Genomic DNA, 25,167 nt, shown 5'->3' with positions numbered 1-25,167 from the left:
ACGACCACGGCCTGCGCCGTACGATATCGACCCTTGAGACGACGAGCAGGGACGAGGCATGTCTGAGACCGACGAGACCCCCGACGAGCCGAGATTCCAGCGCCTCGGCCCGGTCAACTGGCTGCCCGAGGACCGTCGCACCGTCGAGTTCTACGAGGAGACGATCCGCGAGCTGGAGACCCGGCTCGCCTACCAGGAGGCCCGCGCCGAGTACGCCCTCTGGAAGGCCAAGGCCACCCAGACCGGGCGCCAGTACCGGGTGGGCGAGGCCATCACCAAGGCCGGCTCCAACCCCAAGAAGATCGTCAAGCTGCCGGGCGACCTGCGCAAGGCGTGGCGGGGCAACAAGGCCCCCAAGGCGCCGCCGTCGGCTTTCGACGTCCAGGCCGAGGCCGAGAAGCGCGGCCCGACGGTCAGGATCCCGAACCTGAAGTGGCCCGACCCCGAGGGCATCCAGAACCGCCCCGACCTCAAGGTCGCGGTCATCCTGGACGACTTCTCCCGGCTCGCCTTCAAGTACGAGTGGGACCAGATCGAGTTCGGCCTGCACGACTGGCGCGAGATCTTCGCCGACAAGCGCCCCGACGTGCTGTTCTGCGAGTCGGCCTGGCACGGCAACCAGGGCCGCTGGCGCTACCAGATGACCGGCACCAACGCGCCCAAGCAGGAGCTGCGCGACCTGGTCGAATGGTGCCGCTCCGAGGGCATCCCGACGGTCTTCTGGAACAAGGAGGACCCGCCGAACTTCGACTTCTTCATCGACACGGCCAAGCTGTTCGACCAGGTGTACACCTGCGACGGCGACATGATCCCGAAATACCGTGAGATCCTCGGCCACGACCGGGTCGGCGTGCTCCAGTTCGCCGCGCAGCCGCGCATCCACAACCCGATCATGACCCGCTGGGGCCGCAAGTACGACGTCGTCTTCGGCGGCATGTACTTCCGCGACAAGCACCCCGAGCGCCGGGAGCAGATGGAGACCGTCATCGCCCCCACCCGGGAGCTCGGCCTGCACATCTTCGCCCGCAACGCCTCCGTCGCCGACAAGTACGCCTGGCCCGAGGAGTACCGCCCCCACATCGTCGGCGAACTGCCCTATGAGCAGATGCTGGCGGCGTACAAGATGTACAAGGTCTTCCTTAACGTGAACTCGGTGATCGACTCACCGACCATGTGCGCCCGCCGCGTGTTCGAACTCTCCGCCTGCGGCACCACCGTGTTGTCCGGCTGGTCGCGCGCCATCGAGGAGACCTTCGGCCCGCTGATCCCGATCGCGCACTCGCAGGAGGAGGCGTACAACCGGGCGCTGTACTACATCAACAGCCCCGAACTGCGCGCCCGCCAGGGCCACCTCGCCATGCGCGAGGTCTTCGACAAGCACCTGTTCTCCCACCGCGTCGACCAGATCCTCGGCGACCTCGGCCACCCCGTCGCCGAACGCTCGCTCAGCGTCTCGGTCGTACTGCCGACCAACCGCGCCGGCCAGCTCGAACACGCCATCTCCCAGGTCGCCCGCCAGCGCCACCGCAACCTGGAACTCATCCTCGTCCTGCACGGCCTGTCGGAAGACGCCGACGTGGTGCGCGACAAGGCGCTCGCCGCCGGCATCCCGGCCGTGAAGGTCCTGCACGCACCGCCCCACTTCACCTTGGGCGAGGTCCTGAACCTCGGCATCGCGCAGGCCGAGGGCGAACTCATCTCCAAGATGGACGACGACAACCTCTACGGCCCCAACTACCTGTGGGACCTGGTGCGCGTCTTCGACTACGCCGACTGCGAGCTGACCGGCAAGGGGGCGCACTACACGTACTTCCCCGACTCCAACACGACGGTGTTCCGGCTGCCCGGCCTGGAGAACCGGTACACCCACCTGGTGCAGGGCGCGACCATTTTGGCGCGCGCCGACCTGCTGCGGACCTACCCCTTCGAAGCGGTCAACGCGGGTGAGGACACGCGGCTGGTGCGCAGACTGAAGGAGGAAGGGGTGCGCATCTACTCGGCCGACCGGTTCAACTTCGTGTACATGCGCGGGTCGGACGCGTCACAACACACGTGGCAGGCGGCGGACTACAAGCTGACCCGCAACGCGGTGTTCTCGTTCGTGGCCCACCCGGATGAGCACGTGATGATCTGATCCCCTGTACGTCGCGACGGCGCCACCTCTCTTGCGATGAGGGGCGCCGTTCTGCTTTTCAGGGGTGGTGGGGGTGGGCGGGGGGTGTGCGCTCGTCTGGGCGGAAGTGTGCTTTCGTTCGGCCAGGTCTGGGCCGTGCCACCCTGCGCCGGGCTCGTTCGGTGTGGTTCGCCACCGTTGGACCAGGTCTGACCCGTGCCGCCCTGTGGTGAACCGGTTTACGGTTCACCATCCTTGGGCCAGACGTGGGAGGTGCCACCTTGCGGCTGGTTGGTTCGATGTGGTGCACCGTCGTTCGGCCAAGCCGGCGGGGCGGGCGGATGCGTGCCCTCGTTCGGCCAGATCTGGGAGGTGTCACCCTGCGGTCGGCCGGTCCGCGGTGCGGCGTCGTGGGGCCAGGTCCGAGAAACACCACTCTGCGGTCGGCCGGTTTGCGGTTCGCCATCGTCGGGCCCGAACTGGGGGGTGGCGGCGTGGGGGCGGTCGCCGGGGGGCGGCTCAACGGGTGGGGGCGACTGGCGCGCGGGGTCGGATTTGAAGGCCCACTTCAGGTTGGGCTCGATCGCCCATTTGAAGAGCCGGCGGAACGGCGGGGTGCACAGGACGGCCGTGAGGGCGACGCCGAAGACGATCACGGCGGCCACGCCGATGGGGTTGTTGAGCTGGTCGTGGAAGCGGTCGAGGCCCTTCACGACGAAGCCGTGCAGCAGGTAGGCGTAGATGGTCAGGCCACCCAGCGCGGTGAACCACGTCTTCCTCGACGTGATGATCGACAGGAAGGCCGCCACCAGGACCGCGCCGATGACCAGCATCAGCAACCGGATGCCCGCTCCGGTGACGTTGTCGACCCCGATCCTCGTGTAGGCGTGCCGCCAGCGGATCCACTCCGTCGGCACTTCGTAGTGGACCAGGAACGTGATTCCGATCCCGACGGCCAGCACGAGCGCTCCGGTGAGCCTGACCCACCTCCTCTTGAGGAGGTCGAAGTGTTGCGGGGTCAGCACCAGGCCCAGGACGTAGAACGGGAGCAGGCCCAGGGTTCGGTTCATCGACAGTTCGTCGGGGAGCGCCGAGGCGCCGCTGATGAGGGAGATGCCGACCGCGACGGCCAGCGGCCACTTGACCTGGAACCAGACCGGGGTCGAGAGCCGCCAGATGAAAAGGGAGAGCAGGAACCACGTGAGGAAGTAGGGGTCGAGCAGGGTGAGCTGGAACTTGCCGTAGAGGATCCAGCGCGGCAGCGAGTAGGCGATCTCGAAGATGACGTAAGGGACTAACAGCGTCGAGACGAGCTTCTGTGCTCTCAGCCTGGTGAAGTTCCGCGACAGGTAGCCGCTGATGGTGATGAACAGCGGCATGTGGAAGGTGTAGACGAAGAGGTAGAGCGCGTGCGCGTACGGTACGTCGCGCAGATCCTCCACCAGGTGCCCGCACACGACCAGGACGATCGCCCAGAACTTGGCGTTGTCGAGGAAGGGGTCGCGCTGCGAGACAACCGGGGGGCTTGAAGAAGTCACTGCCGCTGCCACCTGGGGACGCTATCGGGGCGAAAGAGAACACAACGGGGAGCTGACGAAAACGGCAGGCGAACACTTGCTGGGAAGCGTTTGGGAGCTCCAGAGCGAGAGAATCACTCTCGGTTCTGGGACGGGGTGTCCGATTGGCCAGATGGGTGATTTGCTGCTTATGGGCGCTGGCATCGGTCTACACCTCTCTTACCGCTGAACGAGGCTGTGCCCGGTCGCGAGGACGCTTCACACATCTCGCCATGCTTCGGGAACCTCCCCGTCCAGGCACGCGGTGTTCCCGGCGATCCAGACGGTGCCGCGCTCGGGGAAGCCATGCACAGACATCTCGATCAGCCGGCCACGGACGACCACTTCGGGGCGGTTGGGGTGCTGTGTGCGGTCCATCTGAATGGTGAGCCCCTCCCGGCGCCAGAGTTCGCCAACCGCGGCAACCGTCGCCCGCGGATCCCGGGCGGGAGCGGTGAAACCAAGCTGGAATGCCTGCCCTTCCCCGAGCTTGCACCACCATCGTCCCGGGGTGCGTTTAGGAGGCCCGGTTAGAGAACTAACTTGTATCGCCCGCGCCAGCGCCGCATCGAGATCTCTGAGTGCGTCGGATATCGGTGGCCGAGGCTCGGAGGCGCATCCAGTGACCGCTAGAAGAAGGGCGACCACGATCCGCTTCACAGGGCAGCCCTCGCTTCTTCATAAGTCTCGTAGTCGTCACCGACGATCACTCTGGCCAGGTTCAGGCCGGCGAGACGACCTGCCTCACTGCCGCCGAAGTAGTCGGAGTGCGCATCCAGGTCGATGCCATAGACCGGGTGGGCCTCCGATCCTGACGACAGACGTTCCACCCCCGACATGTAGACGGGGTCTTCACCGTGACCCGCGACGGTGTCCGGCAGCGGTACCAGCATGCCGAGGGTCTCATCGGCGGTCGGGACGAGCTTGATGATGTCGCCCTGGTGCCGCATGGCGAACAACTTCGTCTGCGGAGCGTTGAGCTCGCCGGCGGACGCGACGCCCCACCCTGGACTCGCCACGGCGACGAGGTTGTCCGGGTGGAGACCTTCCCGCACCGCGTGACCGGTGACCACGCTCCCATAGGAGTGGCCGATCAGGGTGGTGCGCACCTCGGGGGCGAGACGAAGGTCGTGGAAGAAGTCCCGCAACTCTGGCGCGCCACGATCGGCAGACAGATCGAGCGTCGCCGCTCCCAGACTCTGGGGGAGCGGAGAACCCATCCAGAAGATCGTGGCGGTGCTCGCGGAGAGTCCGGCGGCCGCGCCGTGGATGGTCTGCAAGGTGCCCTCGGAACCGGCGAGATAGTTGGCGAGATGGTTGCCGGTGCCCGGAACGAAAACGGCCACGTTCTTCGCGGTGGCGAGGTCGCCCTTGACCTCGGCGATCTTGCCCAGGCCTCTCGGGTCGAAGAGCAGAAGTTGCCGGTCGGGGCTGAGAAGTTTGGCGTATCTGGCCGCCGTGGCCTTGTCGCCGACTCGAAGGGCCTCCGCATGTGCCTGACGTACAAGCTGGCGGTTCGCCGCGAAGCGGAGTTCGAACGGGACCCCGGCCCTGGCACCCACCTGCGCCGCCCGCGCCAACGCCACGCCGAGCGCCTGCACCGGAGCGAGCGCGGCGAAGAACGCCGCCACGTCACCCTCCGCGCCAAGGGCGTCGAAGGCGGAGAGTTGGTCGTCGAGGCCGCCCGCCGCCGCCGTCATCAGGGCGTCGTAGGCCGCGTTGTCGCCAGCAGGGTTCCAGCCGATGAGGTCGGCCTGCGCGGCCACGGCCGCTCTTCTGCGGATCTCGGCCGCCGAAGAGTGGCACCACTCGACCAGGTTGCGCAGCGGTCCTTCGTAGTGCGCCAACTCCGGCGAAGCGGTAAGAGGAAGCCCGACGGCCACCGAGGCACCCTGCAGGCGGTTGATCTCCTCGGCTGCCGCATCAAGACGGGAGGCCAGGAGGCGCATCGATGTGGCATCCGCGAGACAGAAGGTCACCAGCAGATGGTAAACGAACCATCACCCAAAGTTATCTGCATCGTCTGCGCAGCCGTCGCAAGGTCTCCGCGCCTATAGGACATCGCGCCAGGTCTCCGGCACTTCGCCCTCCAGGCAGGCCGTGCTTCCCCAGATCCACACCGCTTTCCGGTCGGGGAAGCCCGTGATCGTCATCTCGACCAACCGCCCCCGAACGGTCGCCTGCGGCCACTTCTGATCTCGTGTCCGGTCGGACACGACCGTCAGCCCCTCCCGACGCCACGATGCCAAGACCTCCGCGACCGTCTTGGCCGGCTCCTCCGATGCGCCGTCGATGTCGACGCTCGCGCCATGGCGGGTCTCCGAGTGGCACGGATGAGGCCTCGGTTTCCTCGCCACGTCAACGGGCAAGCCGGCCGCCTGCACGGTGCGGGTGAGAGCGGCGTCCAAATCGGCGATGGCCTCGGCGATCACCGGTTCCTCTTCGGACCACATGTGGCATCCCCCCATCGCGAGCAGGAACACGAAGGCCAGCAAATGTCTCATCGGCCTGCCTCTCCCACGACGACACGAGCGATGTTCCACGTGGCCACGTGAGACGCCGTCGAGTGTCCGAAGTAGTCGGAGTGTGCGTGCATGTCCACTCCCAACGTCGGCTCTCCGCCTGAGGGCAGGCGCTCGACACCGCGCAGGTAGACGGGATCGCTCCCATGGCCCGCTATCGACGTGGGCGGGACGATGCCCATCACCGACATCACGTCGTCCACGGGCGGGACGAGTTTGATGACGTCACCTTCATGACGCATCGCGAACAGGCGCGTCTTCGGGGCGTTGAGTTCGGCGGCGAAGTCGACGCCCCACCCGGGGCTGGCGACGGCGATGAGATTGTCGGGATGGAGGCCCGCCTTGACCGCGTGCCCCGTGACCACGCTCCCATATGAATGGCCGATCAAGGTGGTGCGCACGTCGGGCTGGAGAGCGAGACCTTCGGTGAACTCCCGCAGTTTGGGCGCGCCGCGTTCGGCGTGGAATCTCAGCGCCGCCGCTCCCAGGCCAGACGGCAGTTCCGCGCCCACCCACATGATCGTCGCCGAGGCGCCTCTGGACATGCGCGCCGTCGATTCGTGCACGTTGCGGAGGTCGGCACCGGCGCCCCTGAGGTAGTTGGCGAGTCTGCTCCCGGTGCCGGGCACCATGATGGCGACCGACGTGGCGGCGGCGAGGTCTCCCAAAACCTCGGCGATGCGGCCCGCGCCGCGTGGGTCGAACAGCAGAAGTTGCCGGTCAGGGGCCAGCAGCTTCGTGTATCTGTCCGCCGCCGCCCCGTCCCCCACCCGAACCGCCTCCGCAAGCGCGAGCCGCACAAGATGCCGGTTCGCAGCGAAGCGCAGCTCGAACGGCACCCCCGCCCGCGCTCCCACCTCCCCCGCCCGCGCCAACGCCACCGCGAGGGCCCGCCCCGGCGTCAGCCCCGCGAAGAACGCCGCCGCGTCCCCGTCGGCCCCCAACCGGTCGAAGGCCGCGAGTTCGTCATCCACCCCGCCCGCGGCCGCCGACTTCAGCGCCTCGTAGGGGCTCGCCCCCGCGAAGGGGCCGCGTTCGATCAGGTCGGCCTGGGCCGCGACGGCCGCTCTCCTTCTCAGGTCGGCGGCCGACGAGTGGCACCATTCGACCAGTTCGCGCAGCGGCCCCTCGTAGTGGGCGAGTTCGCGCGGTGCGGTCAGGGGCAGGCCCGCGGTCACCGAACCGCCCTGGAGGCGGGTGATCTCTCCGGCCGCCTCGTCAAGGCGGGTGGCCAGCAGGCGCATCGACACGGCATCCGCCAGGCAGAACGTCACCAGCAGATGGTAAACGAACGATCACATCCCGTTAGGGCTTACTTTCGAGCCCGACCGCTTCTGCACTCACCTTCCAGAGGCGTTCGGCCAGGTCAGGGTCTTTCATCCGGGCCGGCACCTTGTCGGGGCGGTTGTCGCGGAAGTAGGTCCCGGCCAGCTGCTCGCCGTCCTGCGAGGTCGCCAGGTGGGTCAGGCGGGCCGCCGCCTTCTCCACCGGCTCGTGGAGGCCCGGCAGGGTGACGAGTTTCATGAACAGGGTGCCGCCGGCAAATGACGTCTTGATGACCCCGGGATGGAAACAGGTCGCTTTACAGCCGCGCGCGGCGAGGGCGACCGTGAATAGAGCGTTCGCTTGTTTGGTTTCGCCATACTGCAGCCAGCCGTTCCACCGGCGGCGTTCTCGCGAGAGGTCGTCGGGGTCGAGGCGGGCCGTCTTCGCGGCGCGGGAACTCGTCGTCACGACACGCCCGACGCGATCTAGAAGAATATTCGTCAGCAGGAACGGCGAGAGGTGGTTGACCTGGATCATGAGTTCGTGACCGTCCGCAGTCATGCGGCGGTCGGGCACCATCACGCCGGCGTTGTTCGCCAGGACGTCGATCCGGTCGTACTTCGCGCGGATTCGGGAGGCCAGATCGCGGACGTCGGCCAACCTCGCGAAGTCCGAAACCTCGACGGTCACCTCACTGTCGGCGACAGAACGGACACGGGACGCAGTCGACTCTAAGCGTTCGCGATCCCTCCCAACCAACACAAGTTGGTATCCCTTTTGGGCAAGATCCAGCGCCGCAGCAGCACCAACGCCCGAACTGGCCCCGGTGATCACGCTAATCATCAATTCCTCCACTGCGCTCGAACTGTATCGGTGCTAGTCTCCTGTGCGATCTTCCGGAGGTGCATTTCCCCCCAAATGCGGCGCGAGCCTCCACGCACTGCAGGAGTGGCCATGGGTTCAAGAAACCGGTCGATTCGGTTCAAGATCTTTCTCTTGTTGCTTCTGCCTCTTCTGACGTTGAGCGCACTGTGGGGATTCGTCCTCAACCTCACCGTCGGTGACGGCCTGGCCCTGTTACGCACGGGCCAGCTGTACGAGTCCGTCGGCGTCAGCTCCACGGATCTCGGGCTCCGGCTCCAGGCCGAGCGCGCCATGGTGGCCGAGCTGCTGAGCCAGAACCGGACGTCCTCCCCCGAGCTCAACGCGCTGCAGGCGCAGACGACGTCGACCGTGAACTCCTTCGTCAAGGTCGCGACGGCGTCGGACAATCGGTCGATCATGTCCGACACCCTCCAGCGATCGATGGACGACCTGCTCGGCGCGTTGGACGAGCTCTCGAACATCCGCGACTCGGTCTCGGTCGGCAAGTTCAACGTGCTGCAGGCCATTGTCGCCTACAACACGATCTTGGACGAGCTGTTCGACGTCTACGAGCAGATGGTCCAGATCCCCGACGTGGCCATGTTCCAGCAGGCCAGTGCCCTGGTGACCATGGGCACCGCGCACGAGATGCTGGCCCGCGAGGACGCCCTGGTGAAGGGCTCGCTGGCGCAGAACCAGATGTCGGCCGAGGCGCACAACGCGTTCGCGGAGTTCGTGGCGCTGCGCAAGCACTACTACGCGAAGAACCTGCCGACGCTGCTGCCCGACGTGCGCGGGCCGTATGAGCGGGTGCTCAACTCCGACCTCTACGCGCGGTTCTCGGAGCTCGAAGACCTGATCCTGTCGCAGCAGCGGCTGGGCGGCGCGCTGCCGGCCGACGTGATGCGCTGGCAGCCCACCACCGACAGCCTGGTCGGCGAGCTCGACCGGGCGCGCGGGCCGGCCACCGAGGCGCTCAACGCCCACTCGGCCGAACTGGCCACCGGGATCCTCGGCCGGATCGCCATCGCGGGTGGTGTGGGTCTGATCGCCGTCGTGGCGACGATCGTCTTCTCGGTGCGGTTCGGCCGCCGGCTCGTCGCCGACCTGGCCGACCTGCGCAACGCCGCGCTCGAACTGGCCGACCAGCGGCTGCCCCAGGTCGTCGACCGCCTCAAGAAGGGCGAGGACGTCGACGTCGAGCACGAGGCGCCGCCCATCGACGCCGGCGGTTCGATGGAGGTCGAGGACGTCGGCCACGCCTTCAGCTCCGTGCAGCGGACCGCCATCGAGGCGGCCGTCGGGCAGGCGGCCCTGCGGCGCGGCGTCGGCCACGTGTTCCTCAACCTGGCCCGCCGCAACCAGAGCCTGCTGCACCGCCAGCTCACCCTGCTCGACTCGATGCAGCGCCGGTCGAAGGACCCGGAGTCGCTGGAGGACCTGTTCCGCCTCGACCACCTCACGACCCGCATGCGCCGTCACGCGGAGGGCCTCATCATCCTCTCGGGCGCCGCGCCCGGCCGCTCGTGGCGCAAGCCCGTTCCGGTCGTGGACGTCATGCGCGCCGCCGTCGCCGAGGTCGAGGACTTCACGCGGGTGACCGTGCTGCCGATGCCAGGCGCCTCGCTGACCGGCGCGGCCGTCGCCGACGTCGTCCACCTGCTGGCCGAGCTGATCGAGAACGCCACGATCTTCTCGCCGCCGCAGACCAAGGTGCAGGTCCGGGCCGAACTGGTGGCCAACGGGCTGGTGCTGGAGGTGGAAGACCGCGGTCTCGGGCTGGCCCCCGAGGAGTACGCCGAGATCAACGACAAACTCGCCAGCCCGCCCGAGTTCGACCTGGCCGACTCCGACCGGCTCGGTTTGTTCGTGGTCGGCCAGCTCGCGGCCCGTTACGGCATCAGCGTGGTGCTCCGGTCGTCCCCGTACGGCGGCACGACCGCCATCGTGCTCATCCCGCGCAGCCTCGTCTCCGACGGGACGCCGGGAGGCGCCGTACCGTCGCGGAACGGCGCGCACGCCGCGCTGACCGCGGCCGAGAGCGGCGACCTGAGCGACCTCGGCGACCACGAGCCCCGGCACAAGAAGCAGGAGCCCGAAGAGGAGGTCGTCTTCCGGGCCGAGGAGAAGCCCTCGGTGGAGGAGCCCGAGCCCTCCCCCTACTTCACCCCGTCGGAGCGGCGCATCGAGGCGGTCCCGCCCGTCGAGCTGGTGCCGCCGATGGAGCCCGAGGAGAAGCCGGCGCTCTCCGCGCGCGGCCTGCCCACCCGGACCCGCACCACGGCCGCCCGGCCGACTCTGCCGAACAACATGCCGACCTCGGTCGCCAGCGGCACCCACAACGGGCTGCCCCGCCGGGTCCGGCAGGCGAACTTGGCACCGCAGCTCATGGACACCCCCTTGACCGCGCCCGTCGCCGAGACGCCGGAGGAACGGTCGCCGGAACAGGCTCGCGCGATGTTCTCCGCCTTCCAACAGGGAGCGCGCAGGGGCCGTGAGGATGCAGACTACGCAGATAACGCGAACGGCGAGAAGGGTGAGGAATGACCGGGAAAGTCTCGGGGTCCGGCGAACTGAACTGGTTGCTCGATGACCTCATCAGCCGGGTGGGGGCCGTCCGTCAGGCGGTGATCCTCTCCACTGACGGTCTGGTCGTGGGTGCATCCCAGGGACTCTCACGTGAAGACAGCGAGCACCTGTCGGCGGTGGCCGCCGGGTTCCAGAGCTTGGCCAGGGGGGCCGGACGGCACTTCGGCGGCGGTGAGGTCCGCCAGACCATCGTCGAGATGGAGGCCGCCTTCCTGTTCGTGACGGCCGCCGGGCAGGGCACCTGCCTGGCCGTGCTGGCCGCCTCGGACGCCGACGTCGGTCACATCGCCTACGAGATGGCGATGCTGGTCAAGAGGGTGGGGCAACACATCTCGACCAACCCCAGGAGGGCCACACCGTGACGCGCAAGGAGTGGCTGGACGACGACGCCGGGCCCGTCGTCCGTCCCTTCGCGCTCATCGGCGGCCGGGCCCGCTCCTCCGGCGACGACCTCGACCTGATCGCGCTGATCACCACCACCGGTGTCAGTCCGCGCGACCGGGCCGACATCACGCCGGAGCAGGCCACCATCCTCGAGCTGGCGGCCGACACCGCCTCGGTCGCCGACATCGCGTCGGATCTGAACCTCGCCCTCGGGGTGGTGCGGGTACTCCTCGGTGATCTGCAAGACCAGGGGCTGGTGCGGGTGCGCCCGCCGGCTCAGGTTGCGCCGCTGCCAAGCGCGCGCATTCTCAAGGAAGTGATCAATGGCCTTCGCGCCCTCTGACGAGCCGGTCGCTCTCAAGATCCTCGTCGCCGGCGGCTTCGGCGTCGGCAAGACCACGCTGGTCGGGGCGATCAGCGAGATCCGCCCGCTGCGGACCGAAGAAGTGTTGTCCGACCGCGGTGTGGGCGTGGACGACCTCGACGGCGTCGAGACGAAGACGACCACCACGGTCGCCATGGACTTCGGCCGCATCACGATCCGCGAGGGGCTCGTCGTCTACCTGTTCGGCACGCCCGGCCAGGAGCGTTTCTGGTTCATGTGGGACGAGCTGTCGTACGGCGCGCTCGGCGCGGTCGTGCTGGCCGACACCCGCAGGCTGACCGACTGCTTCCCGTCGATCGACTACTTCGAGCAGCGGGGCACCCCGTTCATCGTCGCGGTCAACTGCTTCGACGGCGCCGAGCGCTACGAGCCCGACGACGTCCGCATCGCGCTCGACCTCGACCCGGAGATCCCGGTCATGCTCTGCGACGTGCGTCGCCGGGCGTCGGCCAAGGTCGTGCTGGTGACCCTGGTCGAGCACGCGCTGAAGACCCTGACCGCCACCCAACGCTAGAGCGCGCGCCTCACAGCGCGCGCAGGCCGTTGATGACCTCGCGGAGGATGTTCTCCGCGGGGGGCTTCGCCGTGTTCGCGGGGCGGACCAGGATCAGGCCGTGGTCGAGCAGGTCGCCCAGCAGGATCCGGACCACGCCGAGAGGCAGGTCGGCGTCGGAGGCGACGTCGGCCACCTGGCGCGAGCGCGGGATGAGCCCCAGCAGCCGCTGGTGCTCGCGGTTCAGGTCGGCCCCCGGCTGGATCCTGGCGCCGGTGGCGGCGACCACCGACATGAGGTCGAGGGGCGCGTCGGTCGTGGCCCGCCCCCTGGTGAGCGCGTAGGACCGGACGACCGGCCCGTCGTCGACCCACTCCTCCGACGACGCGGTCATGCGCGGACCCCTTCCAGCACCGGCTCCGGCGCGAGCGCCGAGGACGGGATGAGCACAATGGCGGTGGTTCCGCCGAACGGCGACTGCCGCAGTTCCACACGTACTCCCAGTCGGGTGGCCAGCCGTCCGACGACGACCAGGCCGAGCCGGTCGGTGTCGGCCAGATCGAACTCCGGCGGGCTGGCCAGTCGTGAATTGATCTTTTCTAGCTCGGCCGGGCCGAGCCCCAGGCCCCGGTCCTCGATCTCGACCGCGAACCCCTTGGCGACCGTCTCGCCCCGGACCGAGACCTCGGTCTGCGGCGGCGAGTAGGTCGTGGCGTTCTCGATGAGCTCGGCGAACAGGTGGATGTAGTCGGCGACGGAGGCGCCCTGGACGGCCACCTCCGGCATCGGGTAGATCCGGACCCTCGGGTAGTCCTCCACCTCGGCCACGGCGCCCTGGAGCATCTCCGCGACGGCCACGGCCTGCCGGTAGGTCCGGCCCGGCGTGCCGCCCGACAGGACGATCAGGCCTTCGGCGTGCCGCCGCATGCGGGTGGTCAGGTGGTCGAGCCGGAAGAGCTCTTCCAGAGTGCCCGGGTCCTCGGTACGTCGTTGCATGCCGTCGAGCAGTTTGAGCTGCCGCTGCAGCAGCCCCTGGCTCCGCCGGGCGAGGTTGCGCAGCGCGAGGCCCACACTCTCGCGCAGCCGGGCCTGGTCGACGGCCGCGTCGATCGCGGTGTGCTGCACGGCGCTGAAGGCGTGCGCGAGGTCGGCGACCTCGCCCGTGGTGCCCGGCGGTTCCAGCGCGGGCGCCTCGGCGGCCACGTCGACCTTCTCGCCGCGCCGCAGGCGCTCCACCACCCGGGGCAGCCGGACCTCGGCCAGTTGCCGTGCCGCACCGCGCAGGGTGGCGAGTTCCCGGGTCAGGGCGCGCCCGAGGCGTACCGACACGAAGAGGGTCAGCACGACGGCGACCAGCCCGAGCAGCCCGGCGACGCCGGTGCGGACGAACGTGCTCACCGCCACCGGTTCGGCCCGCACCGACAGGCGCTGCTCGCTCGACAGCAGCGCGTCGCGGAAGGCCTTCTCGGTGGCGTCGACGGCCCGCCGCCACGCCGCGTGGCTGACCGGCGCGGCGCTCACGATCCGCGTCTCCAGCCGGATGTACGACCGGTAGGCGTCGGAGACCAGCATGTCCTCGAACGGCTTGCGCAGTTCGGGGTCGAGCTCCTTCATGCCCTGGAGGAACAGGAAGTCGCGGGTGCCGGAGTAGCGGATGAAGGCCCGGCTCTCCTCGACGGTGAACGGCCGCTCGTTGATGAGCACGCCGGCGCCCAGGGCGCTCTCGCGGGCCAGGAAGTCCTTGGCGAACGACAGCAGGCCCAGGCTGCGCGACTGCTGGTAGAGCGGCACGTCGTTGTTGAGCGTGATGGTGTGGTCGAGCGCCTGCATCGCGGTCGGCAGCAGGCCGAACCGCTCGCCGAGTGCGGTCAGCCCGACCGCCTTGGTGTCGATGTCGTTGCGCAGGTCGTCGAGTTCGTCGACGGCCGCCATGACGTCGCTGAAGCGCCCGGCCATGGCCGGGGTCAGCGCGTCCTGCACGTCGGGGGTCGCCGCCTGGCGGCGCAGGTCCTTGCGGGCCCGGTCGGTGACCAGACGCTGTTCCACGAGGGTGTCGAAGGCCTGGCGGGTGCCGGTGGCGGCGTACTCGGCCGACAGCAGGTGCTCCCGCTGGAGGGCCAGCACGAGCGTGTCGCCGGGGCGGCCGAGGCCGTCGTAGAGGCGTTCCACCTTGAGCAGGTCGAGCGATTCACCGGTCGTGATGACCGCCGCGAAACCCCAAAGGCCCACCAGGGAGACCAGTGGAATGATCAACAGCGTGGAAATCTTGAACCGGATGGATCTGCTCGAAGCCATGGCACCTCATCGGCCGTACGTAGCCGATGAGGTTAGCAGTTTGCCCCGGTTTGATTCATTCGAGGATCACGATTGTGTGGTCACGCGGCGTGAGCGTGCGGGCTCACGGCCTCGGACGTGGCGTTTTGTGTCGGCTCGGCAACGGGCTGACGGACGACTCCCGGAACTGTAGTGATCGCGGTCATGAGCCCGACTCGGAGAAGCTGCCAGGTGATCGAGGCCACCAGGGCGAACTCGACGACGAGCAGGCCGCGCTCGGCCGCGCCGATCAGCACGCCCCGGCCGGGCAGAGCCGCGTAGGTGACGGCGGCCAGGCCGAGCCCCGCGAGCAGGGTCAGCCATTCGAGCGTGCGGGCCACCGGCCGCCACTCGTCGTGGTCGCCGAACCGGCCGGCGAGCTGCGCGGTCGCGACGGGCAGCGCCAGGAACGCGACCGCCACGAGGTAGTCCTGCGCGCGCGTCCACGGGATGACGGCGACGGCGAGCAGGGTGAGGGACCAGAGGAGGATCAGCCGCTCGGGCCAGCCGTCGACCGGCGCGGCGGCGGCCTTCAGTCCGGCGAGCAGGGCCAGTGAGGCCAGGCCCAGCATCGCGAGGGCGAACTCGGTCAGCACGCCGCGCTCTTGGGCGGCGTACTCGCTGATCGACAGCGCGACCGGGTCGAGGTGAGAGGAGGGATCAAGCTGACCGGCCACGACGGCGGCCATCGCGAGCACCAGACCGGAGATCGCGATCACGGGGGAGAGCCTCTTGACCATACTTCGAGAGTGCCTCTTCGGCCGCCGGATATGCATCCGGTTAAGACCCCATTCGCCCCTGATGCAAACCCCCTAGGGGGGATCAGGGTCGCCCCAGGGCCGGGGGTGGGCCCAGGCCCACCCCCGGCGAGGTCACGCCGCGGCTTCTCTGTACCGCTCGCGCAGGCCGGGGATGGGGTCGCCCTCGAAGACGGTGACCTCACCGGAGGCCCACTCCGGCGGCTCCTCGCCACCGGTGAGCAGCCAGGCGGCCTGGCGGGCGGCGCCGTCGGCGACGTACTCCCCGGGCGGGGGCACGTGCACCGGCACGCCGAACACGCTCGGCGCGATGGTGCGCACGGCCTCCGAGCGCGCGCCGCCGCCGATCAGCAGCACCCGGTTGGGTGCCAGGCCGAGGGCGTCGAGCGCGTCCGCGAGACCGCAGAGCATGCCCTCGACGGCCGCGCGGGCGAAGTGCCCCGGCGTCGCGTTGGCCAGCCGCAGCCCGTGGAAGGAGCCGGTCGCGTCGGGCCGGTTCGGAGTGCGCTCGCCCTCCAGGTACGGCACCAGCGTCAGCCCTCCGGCCCCGGGAGGCGCCCCCAGGGCCAGATCGCTGAGCTCGGCCGGACCGACGCCCAGGACCCTGCCGACCGCGTCGAGCGTGCGGGCGGCGTTCATCGTGGCGACGAGCGGCAGGAACCGGCCGGTGGCATCGGCGAAACCGGCCACGCCTCCGGAGGAGTCCGCCGACGGGTGCTCGGCGACGGCGAAGGCCGTGCCGGACGTGCCGATGGAGACGATCACGTCGCCGGGGTGGGCGCCGACGCCGAGGGCGGCGGCCATGTTGTCACCGGTGCCGGGCGCGAGCAGGGCCTGGTTGTACGTCCCGGCCTGCTCCCTCGGCCCGAGGACCTTGGCGACCTGCGGGGTGTGGCCGATGGCCAGCTTCAGCAGGTCGAGCCGGTAGGCCCCGGTGGCCGGGGACCAGTAGCCGGTCCCCGACGCCTCCCCGCGGTCGGTGGTGACGGTCGCGGGGGTGCCGCCGAGCTTCCAGGTCAGCCAGTCGTGCGGGAGGCAGACCGACGCGGTGCGCGCGGCGTTCTCCGGCTCGTGCTGGGCCAGCCAGCGCAGCTTGGTGACGGTGAACGACGCGACGGGCACGCTGCCCACCGCCTCCGCCCACTTCTCCGGGCCGCCCAGCTCCGCGATCAGGTCGCGGGCCGCCTGGGCCGACCGGGTGTCGTTCCACAGCAGCGCCGGACGGACCACCTCGCCGTTCTCGTCGAGGCAGACCATGCCGTGCTGCTGGCCGCCCACCGAGACCGCCGCGACGTCGTCGAGGCCGCCCGCCTGGGCGATGGCCTCCTGCAGCGCCGTCCACCAGTGGCTCGGGTGGACCTCGGTGCCCTCGGGGTGCTTGGCCCTGCCTTCGCGGACCAGCGCGCCGGTCTCGGCGTCGCGCACCACGACCTTGCAACTCTGGGTCGACGAGTCGACCCCCGCGACGAGTGTCATTACCGCACGCCGAGCAGGTGCTCGAGGGCGAGCTGCGACAGACGGGTGAAGTGGAAGCCCTGGGCCGCCACGCCGTCGAGGTCGAACTCGTCGTTCAGCAGGTCCTGGAGGGTCTCGCCCTCGCCGAGGGTGCGGGCGCCCAGCTCGTCGACCTTGCTGGCGGCCAGCGCCTCCTGGACCTCCGGGTCGGCCCGGTAGGCCTTGGCCTTCTCCTTGAGGATCAGGTAGGTGCGCATGTTCGCCGCGACCGAGTCCCAGGCGTCCTGCTTGTCGTCGGTCCGGACCGGCTTGTAGTCGAAGTGGCGGGGGCCCTCGTAGCCGCCGTGCTCCAGCAGGTCGACCAGGAAGAACGCGTTCTGCACGTCGCCGTGACCGAAGATGAGGTCCTGGTCGTACTTGATGCCGCGCTGCCCGTTGAGGTCGAGGTGGAACAGCTTGCCGTGCCACAGCGCCTGCGAGATGGCGTGGAAGTAGTTCAGGCCGGCCATCTGCTCGTGACCGGTCTCGGGGTTGAGGCCGACCATCTCGGGGTGCTCGAGCTCGTTGATGAACGCCAGCGCGTGGCCCACGGTCGGGAGCAGGATGTCGCCGCGGGGCTCGTTCGGCTTGGGCTCGATCGCGAAGCGGATGTCGTAGCCCTTGTCGATGACGTACTGGCTCAGGATGTCCATGGCCTCCTTGTAACGGGAGAGCGCGGCGCGGATGTCCTTGGCGGCGTCGGACTCGGAGCCCTCGCGGCCACCCCAGCACACGTAGGTCTTGGCGCCCAGCTCGGCCGCGAGGTCGAGGTTGCGGATCACCTTGCGGATGGCGTAACGGCGGATCTCGCGGTTGTTGCTGGTGAAGCCGCCGTCCTTGAACACCGGGTGGGTGAACAGGTTGGTGGTCGCCATGGGCACCTTGAGGCCGGTGTCGGCCAGGGCCTTCTTGAAGTTCTCGATCGCCCGGTCGCGGTCGGGCTCCACGGCGAGCAGGTCGTCGTCGTGGAAGGTCACGCCATAGGCCCCGAGCTCGGCCAGCTTGTGCACGGTCTCGACCGGGTCGAGCGGGGCACGGGTCGCGTCACCGAACTGGTCGCGCGCCTGCCAGCCGACGGTCCACAGACCGAATGTGAACTTGTCCTCGGGTGAGGGGGTGTACACGGGGCGCCTCCGAATTAGTCTACGTTGTGGACTAAATATGGAACGGGGACTCGTGCCGGTCAAGTAGGCGTGTCTAGGATTTCGTCCAGATTTCTGGACCGGCAGTCAGGAAGGTGCGAATGGCGCAGGCCGTACGGCACGACGCGATGCGGGCGCGCAACCTCTCCCTCGTCCTGCGGGAGGTCCGGACGCATGGCTCGCTCACGCGCGCGTCCCTGGCCGAGGTCACCGGACTGACCAAGACGACCGTGTCCAAGCTGGTGGGAGACCTGCTCGACGCCGGGCTGGTGGTGGAGACCGGGGCCGTCAGAGGCGGCGAGCGCGGTCGTCCCGGGGTCGAGGTGCGGGTCAGCGGAGACCGCGTCGCGGCCCTCGGCCTGGAGCTCAACGTCGACTATCTGGCGGTCAGGGTGGTCGATCTGGCCCGCCGGGTCAGGCTGCGTCTGACACAGACGGTCGACAACCGCTTGTCAGAACCGCTCGACGTCATCGGCGACCTCCGGCGCCTGGCGCTGTCGGCGCTCGCCCAGGCCGAGGGAACCGGGTTGCGGGTCGTCGGGGCCGGCCTCGCCGTGCCCGGCCCGGTCGACGTCGAGTCGGGCGAGATCCACAACGCCCCCAACCTCGGCTGGCGGAACGTGCCCGTGGGCACCGCGCTCGACCTCGGGGTGCCGATCAGGGTGGAGAACGAGGCCAACCTGGCCGCCCTGGGCGAGCTCTGGTTCGGCGTCGGCCGGGCCGATTTCCTCTACGTTTCGGGCGAGATCGGCATCGGCGCCGGCCTGGTCGTCAACGGCGCCCTGTTCCGCGGCGCACGCGGCTTCGCCGGCGAGCTCGGCCACGTGGTCGTGACGCCGGAGGGCCCGCAGTGCCGTTGCGGCGCCCGGGGCTGCCTGGAGCAGTACGCCGGACAGGACGCCTTCTTCGAGGCGGCCGGCGACCGCAGCCCCTATGCCCACGGCATCGACGCGATCGTCGCCCAGCTCGAACACGGCGACGCCGCCACCCTCGCGGCCTGTGACAAGGCGGGCTGGGCACTCGGGGTGGCGTTGTCGTCGGCGATCAACCTGGTCGACCCCCACACGATCGTCCTGGGCGGCATCTACGCCCCCCTGTTCCCGTGGATCGGCGGCGTCGTCGCCGAGACGATGGGCGGGCGCCTGGCACAACTGCGCGCCCAGGCCCCGCCGGTCGAGGTCTCCCAGCTCGGCTCGGAGGCGGCGGCGCTCGGCGCGGCCGGTCAGGTGCTGGAGACCGTGGTCGCCGACCCGGCCGCGCTCTCAGAGCGGCTCACAGACCGGAGGGATCCCGCCCCACGCTGATCTGCTCGGCGATCCGGCGCACCTCGTCTCCCGACAACCTCGGCGCCGGAGGGAGGTTGCGCAGCAGCGCCGCGACCACGTCGTCGACCGCGGCTCCGGCGTGGTCGCGCGCGACCTCGTGGACCGCCTGGAACAACAGCTGGTTCTCCGCGCGCTCCCGCGCCACGCGGTCGACGATCATCGTTCACGTCCCCCTTAGAAATGGCCGCCGACCACCCTAGGACCTGGGACCGACAGTTTCCCGGGAACAAGCGGAGATCCCCGGTTGCTGCTGGAGACATGCCGGTTCAGCGACTCAACCACGCCGTGCTGTACGTCCGCGACGTCGCACGCAGCGTCGACTTCTACGAGAAGGCCCTCGGCTTCCGAGTGGTCATGGGCTTCCCCGGAGCCGCGTTCCTCCAGGCGGAGGGGTCGTCCAACGACCACGACCTCGGCCTGTTCGAAGTGGGCGCCGACGCGGGCCCCACCACCGCCGGGCGCGGCGCGGTCGGGCTCTACCACCTGGCGTGGGAGGTCGACACGCTGGCCGAGCTCGAACGCATCCAGACCCGCCTGCTCGAACTCGGCGCGCTCGTCGGCGCCTCCGACCACTCGACCACCAAGGCCCTCTACGCCAAGGACCCCGACGGGCTGGAGTTCGAGGTGTCGTGGCTGGTCCCGGCCGACCTCATCACCGAGGCCATCGCGGGCGGGAAGGCGTCGGTCCGGCCGCTCGACCTGACGAAGGAGATCGAGCGCTTCGGCGCGACGACCCCGGGCGGCATCGGGGTCTCCCGCTAGTCGGCCTCCGGGGGGACCACTCGATCGGCGTGGGTGGGATCCGCCGGAGCCGCGACGTGGGAGGCGTCGATCACTATCGGCGCGGCCTGGCCGTTCGCGCTGATCAGCCATGCCAGGACCGGCTCCGTGCTGTCGCCGTGCCGGAGCCGCCATCCTCCTCCCGGAATGGCCGCGATGGCGCGTCGCGTCTGCTCCAGATGCGAGAAGTCCGGCCATTCCGTCACCGCGCGCATCTTTCCCAGCTTCGGATCGACCACCAACGTGATCGCCTCATGTGCCGGTCAGCTGAGCCGTTTCCATTGGGCCTCGGTGAGCCGGATCGCACCGGCCGCGACGTTCTCCTCCAGGTGGGCGATCTTCGACGTACCGGGGATGGGCAGGATGACCGGAGAGCGGGCCAGCAACCAGGCCAGGCCCAGCTGGGCCGGGGTCGCGCCCGACTCGGCCGTGAGCCCGTCGACCGCGGGGAGCACCGGCCGCCACGGGAGGAAGGCGATGCCGGCCGCCTCGCAGGCGTCCACGACGGCATCGTGCTCGCGGTCGAGCAGGTTGTAGCGGTTCTGCACGCTCGCCACCTCGACGATCTCGCGCGCCTGCGCGAGCTGTTCGACGGTGACCTCGGAGAGTCCGATGTGGCCGATCTTGCCCTGGTCGCGGAGGTCCTTGAGGGTGCCGACCTGGTCGGCGAGCGGAACCTCGGGGTCGACCCGGTGGAGCTGGAGCAGGTCCAGCCGTTCCATGCGCAGGCGCGTCAGCGCCGCGTCCACTTGGGCGCGCAGCACCTCCGGCCGTCCGTCGAGCTGACCGGGCTGCGCGACTCCGACCTTGGTGGTCACGAGCAGTTCTTCTCTGTACGGCCACAGGGTGCGGGCCAGCAGCTCCTCGTTGGCACCCCAGCCGTAGAGGTAGGCGGTGTCGATGAGCGTGACGCCGAGGTCGACGGCGCGTCTCACCACGTCGCCGTCGTTCTCGGACAGGTGCATGGCGCCGAAGCCCAGCCGCCGGACCCGGAGTTCGCCGCCGATCAGGAACTCGTCGTACAGATTGCGCCAGAACGAGGTCTCGCCGGTCTGGACGAAACCGGCGCGTTGCAGCACTCGCCGGGAGCCCCGGTTCGCCACGTCGGCGCCGGCCCTCAGGCTGCGCAGGCCGTAGCCCTTCGCGCGGTCGCACAACTCCCGGACCGCCGCGGTGGCCACGCCCCGGCCGGTCGCCTTCTCGGCCAGGCGGAAGCCCAGTTCGGCGGTGCCGTTCTCCAGGTCGTACAGGTTGAAGCGGCCCAGGATCTCGCCGTCGTCGGCGACCAGCACGTGGAAGCGCAGCCTGCCCTTGGCCTGGTCGTCGAGCACGGCCTGGTGATGGACGGGGAACGTGGTGAAGTAGTCGTCGCCCCGGTCCTCGACGGTTCGGGCGAAGAAGGCGCGGTTGTCGGTTTCGAAGGTCAGGAGCCGATCGGCGTGATCGGCGCGCAGAAGCTGGAGTTCCGGCATGCCTATGAGTCAAGCAGGTCCAGCATGTAGGTGATCTGCGCCGACCGGGCGACGTCGATCTGCTCGGCCAGGTCGAGCGCTGCCGGGTTGGCGCCGCTGCCCTTCTCGTACCGGGCGAACTGGATCGCGTCGTCCTGGTGGGCGATGAGGGCGTTCAGCAGTTCGCGGGGGAAGTCGGCGTCGGCGGTCCTGCGCAGCCGGGTCAGGTCCTTCTGCGCGTCGATCGCGGTGCCGCCGTGGGCGTGGTGGGCCTCCTGGTCCATGGTCAGGGGCTGTTCCCACTGGAGGAGCCAGGTCGTCATCGTGCTCGTCTCGGTCGCCTGGGTCGCCCGCATCGCGGCGGCGAGCTGCTCGACCTTCTGGGGCAGCTCGCGGCTCTCGGCGAGCCGGGCCAGCTCGTGGCCCTGTTTGTTGTGCGCGACCATCATCTGCAGGAACATGACGTCGGCCGCGTTGACCGGCGCCTCCTCCTGTACGCCGGGCGGGGCGCAGGCCGTACAGGCAAAGAAGAGAACGATGAGCAGCCGGCGCATGCCCGCCTCCTTCGACGGCGGGCCGCGCCCGTCGGACGCGGCCCGCGTTCACTCACGGGATCAGACGCGCTGCCACAGGGCGGGCACGTTCGGCGGCTCCCAGCCGACGAGCGAGGTGTGCGGCTGGCGGCACTGGTAGGTGACACCGCCGTAGGTCACCCGGTTGCCGGTCTGGTAGGCCACACCCGGCGCCCAGGTGCCCCCGGGGTTCTGGGTGGGCGTGACCGTCGGGGTCGGCGTGGGTGTGGGGGTCGGGGTGACGGTCGGCGTCGGCGAGGGGCTCGGGTTCGGGTTGCCGCCGCCGAAGACCACGTCGGAGCAGGTGTAGAACGCCTCGTTGGAGCCGACCACCCGCTGCCAGATGGAGTAGAGGATGTGGCGGCCGGTCCGCTGCGGGATGTTGATGGTCCAATTGGTGAAGGTGGTCGGGTTGAAGTTGTTGAACGTCTGGATGTGCACCAGGTCCGACCACTTCAACGGCATCGACGGGTTCCAGCCCTCGCGGGTGATGTAGAACTCGAAGTTGCTGTTCGAGTGGGGCGCGGTGGCGTGGTAGGTGATGGTGCGCGGCCCGGCCGAGAACGGCGTGGCCGGCCAGTCGGTGCGCTGGAGGTCCAGCCCCCGGTACTTGTCACGGCCCGCGCTGCAGAGTTTCCCGTCGGGGATGAGCTGGCGGTGTCGGCCACCCGCTTCGAGCAGGCTGACCTCGTTCCAGTCGTAGAAGGCCTGGGTGCCGCCGGCCGCGACGGCGGCGGCGCAGGCGGCCGAGTCGGGCGACTCGGGGCCCTCGTTCTTGCACTGGTAGACCCGGCTCGGGGGGTTCGACATGGTGCCGTGGGCGCTGGCGGGCGCGGACGGCAGGACTACGAGCAGCGAGCCGGCCATCAGGCCGGCGGCGGCTGCGGCCACCTTGTTACGTAACACCTGGCTCTCCTCCGTGGAGCGGATACGCGAACTCCGGCCACCTCATGAGGAGAGCCGGAGCCCATGGCGGAAGGATCAGCGGGGGAACGCGGGGTGACGGCCGCGGACTTCAGCTTTCTATAAAGAAACCTTCCTAAGAGAAGGATCACCCAGACTTCCTGACTCCGCAAGTCCGAGTTTCGGAGGCCTAGAAGTCGAAGTTCTCCAGGTGGATCTGCTGCTTCGGCACGCCCGCCCGCCGCAGCGCGTTGAGCGCCTTCTGCGTCATCCCGCGCGGCCCGCACACGAACACGTCGTAGTCGGCCAGATCGGGAATGGCGCGGGACAACGAGCGGCCCGTCAGCGGAACCGTCAGGTCCTCGTTCACCGTGTAGTGCACGCGCGCGCCCCGTGCCGCCGCGATGGCGTCGAGTTCCCCGCGCAGCACCAGGTCCTCGACCGTCCGGGCCAGGTAGAGCAGCGTGACCTGGCCGGGCATCGACTCGAACAGGGCCCGCAGCGGGCTGATGCCCACGCCGCCCGCGATCAGCAGGACCCGGTTCGAACGCCCCCGGGCGGCGGTCAGCGCGCCGTAGGGGCCCTCGGCCCAGACGCGGGTGCCGGGGGCCAGGGAGAACAGGGCCCGGCTGTGGGCGCCGGCCGCTTTCACGGTGATGCGCAGGTGCCGTCCGCTCGGCACCGCCGACAGGGAGTAGGGGTTGGCGGCCCACCACATGCCCTTGGTCAGGAAGCGCCACCGGAAGAACTGGCCGGGCTCGGCGCCCAGCGACTCCAGGTCGTCGCCCGCGATGTAGACGGAGACCACGTCGGCCGACTCACGCCGGATCCCGGCCACCCTCAGGCGGTGCCGCCGGGATCGGATCACCGGCAGGGTGAAGCGGTACCAGAGGAGGAGCGCGGCCACGCCCAGGTAGAGGCCCCGCCAGGCCCACGCGCCGACGCCGCCGAAGGACGGCCCGGTGAGCTGGTGGGCGAAGCCCAGGTAGATGGCCAGGTAGGTGAGGAAGTGGGCGTGGTGCCAGGCCTCGTAGGACATCCGCGACCGGATCGCCCGTGCCGAGATCAGGCCCACGGCCAGCAGCAACGCCAGGGAGACGGTCGCTTCGAGGATGCCCGGGCCGTACAGGACGAGACCGAAGGTGCCCTCCCACACGCCCGAGCTGACCGCGCGGGCGGCCATGGCGAAGACCATGTGCGCCACCGACAACGCCAGCGTGCCGCGGCCTCCCAGGGCGTGCCACCGGGAGAGGCGGTCGGAGCCGATCGTCCGGTCGAGGTAGGGGATGCGGGCCATGAGGGCCACCAGGATGGCCGCGCCGTAGCCGGCCAGCAGGCCGGTCAGGCGGCCCAGCCAGGCCAGGCCGTCGGCGGTGGAGGCGACTTCTGGCAGGTCGGCCCAGCAGCCGACGGTCGCCACGACCGCGCCGGTCCAGAGCAGGGTGCCGACGAAGTTTCCCGGGCGGCGCCGGGGAACCGGCTTCCTCTGAACGGCGGGCCGGGACCGGCGGCCGCGCCGCCTCTGTGCGGGGACCGGGTGCAGGCTGCCCGTGGCCGGTCCCTCCTCGTCGAGCAGGGACACCCAGCGGGCCTCCGACGGGGGGCGGAGCAGGGACTCCCAGTGGGTCGTCATCTCAGATCGGCCAGCGTCGCTTCGCGGGCGGCCGACAGGGTCTTGGCGTACTGCTTCGTCGCCTCGTTCGCGCCGGATGTCTGTTCGCCTTTCGCGACCAGCAGGGACTGGGTCAGGAAGTCCTTCAGGTGTTTCCGGAACAGCTTGTCGAACGGCTCCGCGTTGAGACGTTGCGCTATCAACAGGTCGCTCTTCGTCACCATACCGGGCATGTCATGACCCTCGTGGACGTTTGTCGGCGGAAGCCCCGCTTCACGCAACAAACCACGTAGCCCCTCAAGTTGCTGCTGCTGTTCGGCCGCGACCTGGGACGCCAGGGCCAGCACTGACGGGTTCGCTGTGCGTTCAGGCGCCAGGTCCGTCAGTGCCAGCACCGACTCGGTCATGGGGATCTCGAGCTGGATCCAGGCCACGTCCGTCGGGTTGAACGCGGCCGAGGGCCGCGCCACCGCAGAGGGCTGCACCGCCGCCGCAGCAGGAGCGTGAACCTGCGGGGCGGCGCAGCCCGACACCAGGAGGGCCGCGAGCACGACCGCCCAGGGTGCGCCAGTCGTCAGTCGCACGTCACGTACCTCCCGGTGGGACTCAGTCGTTCCGATATGCCTCTTCTGCTACCGGAGACCC

At 69.5% G+C, this 25,167-nt stretch carries 25 protein-coding genes and 1 pseudogene; 7 read left to right on the top strand and 19 right to left on the bottom strand.

Annotation, left to right across the window (positions count from 1 at the left end; all coding sequences use genetic code 11):
- Positions 1 to 58 precede the first annotated feature (58 nt).
- Positions 59 to 2,134: a glycosyltransferase family protein gene (locus GT755_RS11550; protein WP_161479714.1), complete on the top strand. Its 2,076-nt coding sequence runs from the start codon at positions 59 to 61 to the stop codon at positions 2,132 to 2,134.
- Positions 2,135 to 2,352: 218 nt separating this feature from the next.
- On the opposite strand, the gene GT755_RS11545 is transcribed toward GT755_RS11550, so the two are convergent.
- The 6 genes from GT755_RS11545 to GT755_RS11520 form a co-directional block, all read right to left on the bottom strand.
- Positions 2,353 to 3,663 (bottom strand): acyltransferase family protein, encoded by a 1,311-nt coding sequence (locus tag GT755_RS11545; protein WP_161479713.1) that lies wholly within the window; start codon positions 3,661 to 3,663, stop codon positions 2,353 to 2,355.
- A 225-nt stretch (positions 3,664 to 3,888) separates the two neighbouring features.
- Entirely contained in the window at positions 3,889 to 4,047 is a 159-nt protein-coding gene (locus GT755_RS11540) for a hypothetical protein (RefSeq protein ID WP_161479712.1), read from the bottom strand.
- Positions 4,048 to 4,325: 278 nt separating this feature from the next.
- The gene (locus tag GT755_RS11535; protein WP_161479711.1) at positions 4,326 to 5,648 is read right to left on the bottom strand and encodes an alpha/beta hydrolase; all 1,323 of its coding nucleotides are present in this window, start codon (positions 5,646 to 5,648) and stop codon (positions 4,326 to 4,328) included.
- 72 nt (positions 5,649 to 5,720) lie between these two features.
- A complete protein-coding gene (locus tag GT755_RS11530) occupies positions 5,721 to 6,173 on the bottom strand; it encodes a hypothetical protein (protein WP_161479710.1) in 453 nt (150 codons plus the stop codon).
- Entirely contained in the window at positions 6,170 to 7,465 is a 1,296-nt protein-coding gene (locus GT755_RS11525; protein ID WP_161479709.1) for an alpha/beta hydrolase, read from the bottom strand. The genes GT755_RS11530 and GT755_RS11525 overlap by 4 nt, the downstream gene beginning before the upstream one ends.
- Positions 7,466 to 7,496: 31 nt before the next feature.
- Positions 7,497 to 8,300, bottom strand: coding sequence for an SDR family NAD(P)-dependent oxidoreductase (locus tag GT755_RS11520; RefSeq protein WP_161479708.1), 804 nt, complete (start codon positions 8,298 to 8,300; stop codon positions 7,497 to 7,499).
- 177 nt (positions 8,301 to 8,477) lie between these two features.
- Between GT755_RS11520 and GT755_RS11515 the strand changes: the two genes are divergently transcribed.
- From GT755_RS11515 to GT755_RS11500, 4 genes are read left to right on the top strand one after another with little or no spacing between them, the layout of a single operon-like run.
- Positions 8,478 to 10,868: a sensor histidine kinase gene (locus GT755_RS11515; protein ID WP_161479707.1), complete on the top strand. Its 2,391-nt coding sequence runs from the start codon at positions 8,478 to 8,480 to the stop codon at positions 10,866 to 10,868.
- Entirely contained in the window at positions 10,865 to 11,272 is a 408-nt protein-coding gene (locus GT755_RS11510; RefSeq protein WP_030456327.1) for a roadblock/LC7 domain-containing protein, read from the top strand. The genes GT755_RS11515 and GT755_RS11510 overlap by 4 nt, the downstream gene beginning before the upstream one ends.
- Positions 11,269 to 11,637 (top strand): DUF742 domain-containing protein, encoded by a 369-nt coding sequence (locus GT755_RS11505; RefSeq protein ID WP_062341071.1) that lies wholly within the window; start codon positions 11,269 to 11,271, stop codon positions 11,635 to 11,637. Before GT755_RS11510 ends, GT755_RS11505 begins: the two co-directional genes overlap by 4 nt.
- Positions 11,618 to 12,193, top strand: coding sequence for a GTP-binding protein (locus tag GT755_RS11500; protein WP_061296721.1), 576 nt, complete (start codon positions 11,618 to 11,620; stop codon positions 12,191 to 12,193). The genes GT755_RS11505 and GT755_RS11500 overlap by 20 nt, the downstream gene beginning before the upstream one ends.
- A gap of 10 nt (positions 12,194 to 12,203) precedes the next feature.
- Here GT755_RS11500 and GT755_RS11495 read toward each other — a convergent pair whose 3' ends face one another.
- From GT755_RS11495 to xylA, 5 genes are all read right to left on the bottom strand, one after another.
- Positions 12,204 to 12,566 carry a DUF742 domain-containing protein gene (locus GT755_RS11495; protein WP_161479706.1) on the bottom strand — a complete coding sequence of 121 codons (363 nt, stop codon included), beginning with the start codon at positions 12,564 to 12,566 and terminating at the stop codon, positions 12,204 to 12,206.
- Positions 12,563 to 14,425 (bottom strand): sensor histidine kinase, encoded by a 1,863-nt coding sequence (locus tag GT755_RS11490; RefSeq protein WP_161479705.1) that lies wholly within the window; start codon positions 14,423 to 14,425, stop codon positions 12,563 to 12,565. The genes GT755_RS11495 and GT755_RS11490 overlap by 4 nt, the downstream gene beginning before the upstream one ends.
- Positions 14,426 to 14,547: 122 nt before the next feature.
- The gene (locus GT755_RS11485) at positions 14,548 to 15,225 is read right to left on the bottom strand and encodes a DUF998 domain-containing protein (protein ID WP_161479704.1); all 678 of its coding nucleotides are present in this window, start codon (positions 15,223 to 15,225) and stop codon (positions 14,548 to 14,550) included.
- Positions 15,226 to 15,357: 132 nt separating this feature from the next.
- Positions 15,358 to 16,719 carry a xylulokinase gene (gene xylB, locus GT755_RS11480; protein ID WP_161479703.1) on the bottom strand — a complete coding sequence of 454 codons (1,362 nt, stop codon included), beginning with the start codon at positions 16,717 to 16,719 and terminating at the stop codon, positions 15,358 to 15,360.
- Positions 16,719 to 17,861 carry a xylose isomerase gene (xylA, locus tag GT755_RS11475; RefSeq protein WP_030456334.1) on the bottom strand — a complete coding sequence of 381 codons (1,143 nt, stop codon included), beginning with the start codon at positions 17,859 to 17,861 and terminating at the stop codon, positions 16,719 to 16,721. Before xylA ends, xylB begins: the two co-directional genes overlap by 1 nt.
- A gap of 119 nt (positions 17,862 to 17,980) precedes the next feature.
- On the opposite strand from xylA, the gene GT755_RS11470 reads away from it, so the two are divergent.
- On the top strand, positions 17,981 to 19,183 hold the full coding sequence (locus GT755_RS11470) for an ROK family transcriptional regulator (RefSeq protein WP_161479702.1): 1,203 nt from the start codon (positions 17,981 to 17,983) through the stop codon (positions 19,181 to 19,183).
- Here GT755_RS11470 and GT755_RS11465 read toward each other — a convergent pair.
- Positions 19,152 to 19,364 carry a hypothetical protein gene (locus GT755_RS11465; protein ID WP_161479701.1) on the bottom strand — a complete coding sequence of 71 codons (213 nt, stop codon included), beginning with the start codon at positions 19,362 to 19,364 and terminating at the stop codon, positions 19,152 to 19,154. The two genes, GT755_RS11470 and GT755_RS11465, sit on opposite strands and share 32 nt — an antisense overlap.
- A 98-nt stretch (positions 19,365 to 19,462) precedes the next feature.
- On the opposite strand from GT755_RS11465, the gene GT755_RS11460 reads away from it, so the two are divergent.
- The gene (locus GT755_RS11460; protein ID WP_161479700.1) at positions 19,463 to 19,966 is read left to right on the top strand and encodes a VOC family protein; all 504 of its coding nucleotides are present in this window, start codon (positions 19,463 to 19,465) and stop codon (positions 19,964 to 19,966) included.
- Here GT755_RS11460 and GT755_RS11455 read toward each other — a convergent pair.
- The 7 genes and pseudogenes from GT755_RS11455 to GT755_RS11430 form a co-directional block, all read right to left on the bottom strand.
- Positions 19,963 to 20,199: a hypothetical protein gene (locus GT755_RS11455; RefSeq protein ID WP_161479699.1), complete on the bottom strand. Its 237-nt coding sequence runs from the start codon at positions 20,197 to 20,199 to the stop codon at positions 19,963 to 19,965. The two genes, GT755_RS11460 and GT755_RS11455, sit on opposite strands and share 4 nt — an antisense overlap.
- A gap of 48 nt (positions 20,200 to 20,247) precedes the next feature.
- On the bottom strand, positions 20,248 to 21,009 hold the full coding sequence (locus GT755_RS38555; protein ID WP_268903250.1) for an aldo/keto reductase: 762 nt from the start codon (positions 21,007 to 21,009) through the stop codon (positions 20,248 to 20,250).
- A 42-nt stretch (positions 21,010 to 21,051) separates the two neighbouring features.
- Positions 21,052 to 21,456 (bottom strand): annotated as a pseudogene (locus GT755_RS38550) (GNAT family N-acetyltransferase); the annotation flags it as partial.
- A gap of 2 nt (positions 21,457 to 21,458) precedes the next feature.
- Positions 21,459 to 21,989, bottom strand: coding sequence for a DUF305 domain-containing protein (locus GT755_RS11445; RefSeq protein ID WP_161479697.1), 531 nt, complete (start codon positions 21,987 to 21,989; stop codon positions 21,459 to 21,461).
- Positions 21,990 to 22,049: 60 nt separating this feature from the next.
- Positions 22,050 to 22,913: a lytic polysaccharide monooxygenase auxiliary activity family 9 protein gene (locus tag GT755_RS11440; RefSeq protein ID WP_328794299.1), complete on the bottom strand. Its 864-nt coding sequence runs from the start codon at positions 22,911 to 22,913 to the stop codon at positions 22,050 to 22,052.
- Positions 22,914 to 23,100: 187 nt separating this feature from the next.
- Positions 23,101 to 24,543 carry a ferredoxin reductase family protein gene (locus GT755_RS11435; RefSeq protein WP_161479696.1) on the bottom strand — a complete coding sequence of 481 codons (1,443 nt, stop codon included), beginning with the start codon at positions 24,541 to 24,543 and terminating at the stop codon, positions 23,101 to 23,103.
- Positions 24,540 to 25,073 (bottom strand): DUF305 domain-containing protein, encoded by a 534-nt coding sequence (locus GT755_RS11430; protein ID WP_328794298.1) that lies wholly within the window; start codon positions 25,071 to 25,073, stop codon positions 24,540 to 24,542. The genes GT755_RS11435 and GT755_RS11430 overlap by 4 nt, the downstream gene beginning before the upstream one ends.
- Positions 25,074 to 25,167 lie beyond the last annotated feature (94 nt).

Source organism: Herbidospora solisilvae, assembly GCF_009901565.1.
Lineage (GTDB): Bacteria > Actinomycetota > Actinomycetes > Streptosporangiales > Streptosporangiaceae > Herbidospora > Herbidospora solisilvae.
Note: the sequence above shows the minus strand (reverse complement) of the source record. Positions and strands in the feature narration are given on the sequence as shown.

Bases quoted from the DNA above. Each gene is read 5' to 3' on its own strand.
- GT755_RS11460 (WP_161479700.1), top strand. From the start codon at position 19,463: ATGCCGGTTCAGCGACTCAACCACGCCGTGCTGTACGTCCGCGACGTC.
- xylB (WP_161479703.1), bottom strand. From the start codon at position 16,719: ATGACACTCGTCGCGGGGGTCGACTCGTCGACCCAGAGTTGCAAGGTC.
- GT755_RS11470 (WP_161479702.1), top strand. From the start codon at position 17,981: ATGGCGCAGGCCGTACGGCACGACGCGATGCGGGCGCGCAACCTCTCC.
- GT755_RS11500 (WP_061296721.1), top strand. From the start codon at position 11,618: ATGGCCTTCGCGCCCTCTGACGAGCCGGTCGCTCTCAAGATCCTCGTC.
- GT755_RS11550 (WP_161479714.1), top strand. From the start codon at position 59: ATGTCTGAGACCGACGAGACCCCCGACGAGCCGAGATTCCAGCGCCTC.
- GT755_RS11530 (WP_161479710.1), bottom strand. From the start codon at position 6,173: ATGAGACATTTGCTGGCCTTCGTGTTCCTGCTCGCGATGGGGGGATGC.
- GT755_RS11495 (WP_161479706.1), bottom strand. From the start codon at position 12,566: ATGACCGCGTCGTCGGAGGAGTGGGTCGACGACGGGCCGGTCGTCCGG.
- GT755_RS11435 (WP_161479696.1), bottom strand. From the start codon at position 24,543: ATGACGACCCACTGGGAGTCCCTGCTCCGCCCCCCGTCGGAGGCCCGC.
- GT755_RS11520 (WP_161479708.1), bottom strand. From the start codon at position 8,300: ATGATTAGCGTGATCACCGGGGCCAGTTCGGGCGTTGGTGCTGCTGCG.
- GT755_RS11465 (WP_161479701.1), bottom strand. From the start codon at position 19,364: ATGATCGTCGACCGCGTGGCGCGGGAGCGCGCGGAGAACCAGCTGTTG.
- GT755_RS11540 (WP_161479712.1), bottom strand. From the start codon at position 4,047: ATGGACCGCACACAGCACCCCAACCGCCCCGAAGTGGTCGTCCGTGGC.
- GT755_RS11445 (WP_161479697.1), bottom strand. From the start codon at position 21,989: ATGCGCCGGCTGCTCATCGTTCTCTTCTTTGCCTGTACGGCCTGCGCC.
- GT755_RS11485 (WP_161479704.1), bottom strand. From the start codon at position 15,225: ATGGTCAAGAGGCTCTCCCCCGTGATCGCGATCTCCGGTCTGGTGCTC.
- GT755_RS11510 (WP_030456327.1), top strand. From the start codon at position 10,865: ATGACCGGGAAAGTCTCGGGGTCCGGCGAACTGAACTGGTTGCTCGAT.
- GT755_RS11455 (WP_161479699.1), bottom strand. From the start codon at position 20,199: ATGCGCGCGGTGACGGAATGGCCGGACTTCTCGCATCTGGAGCAGACG.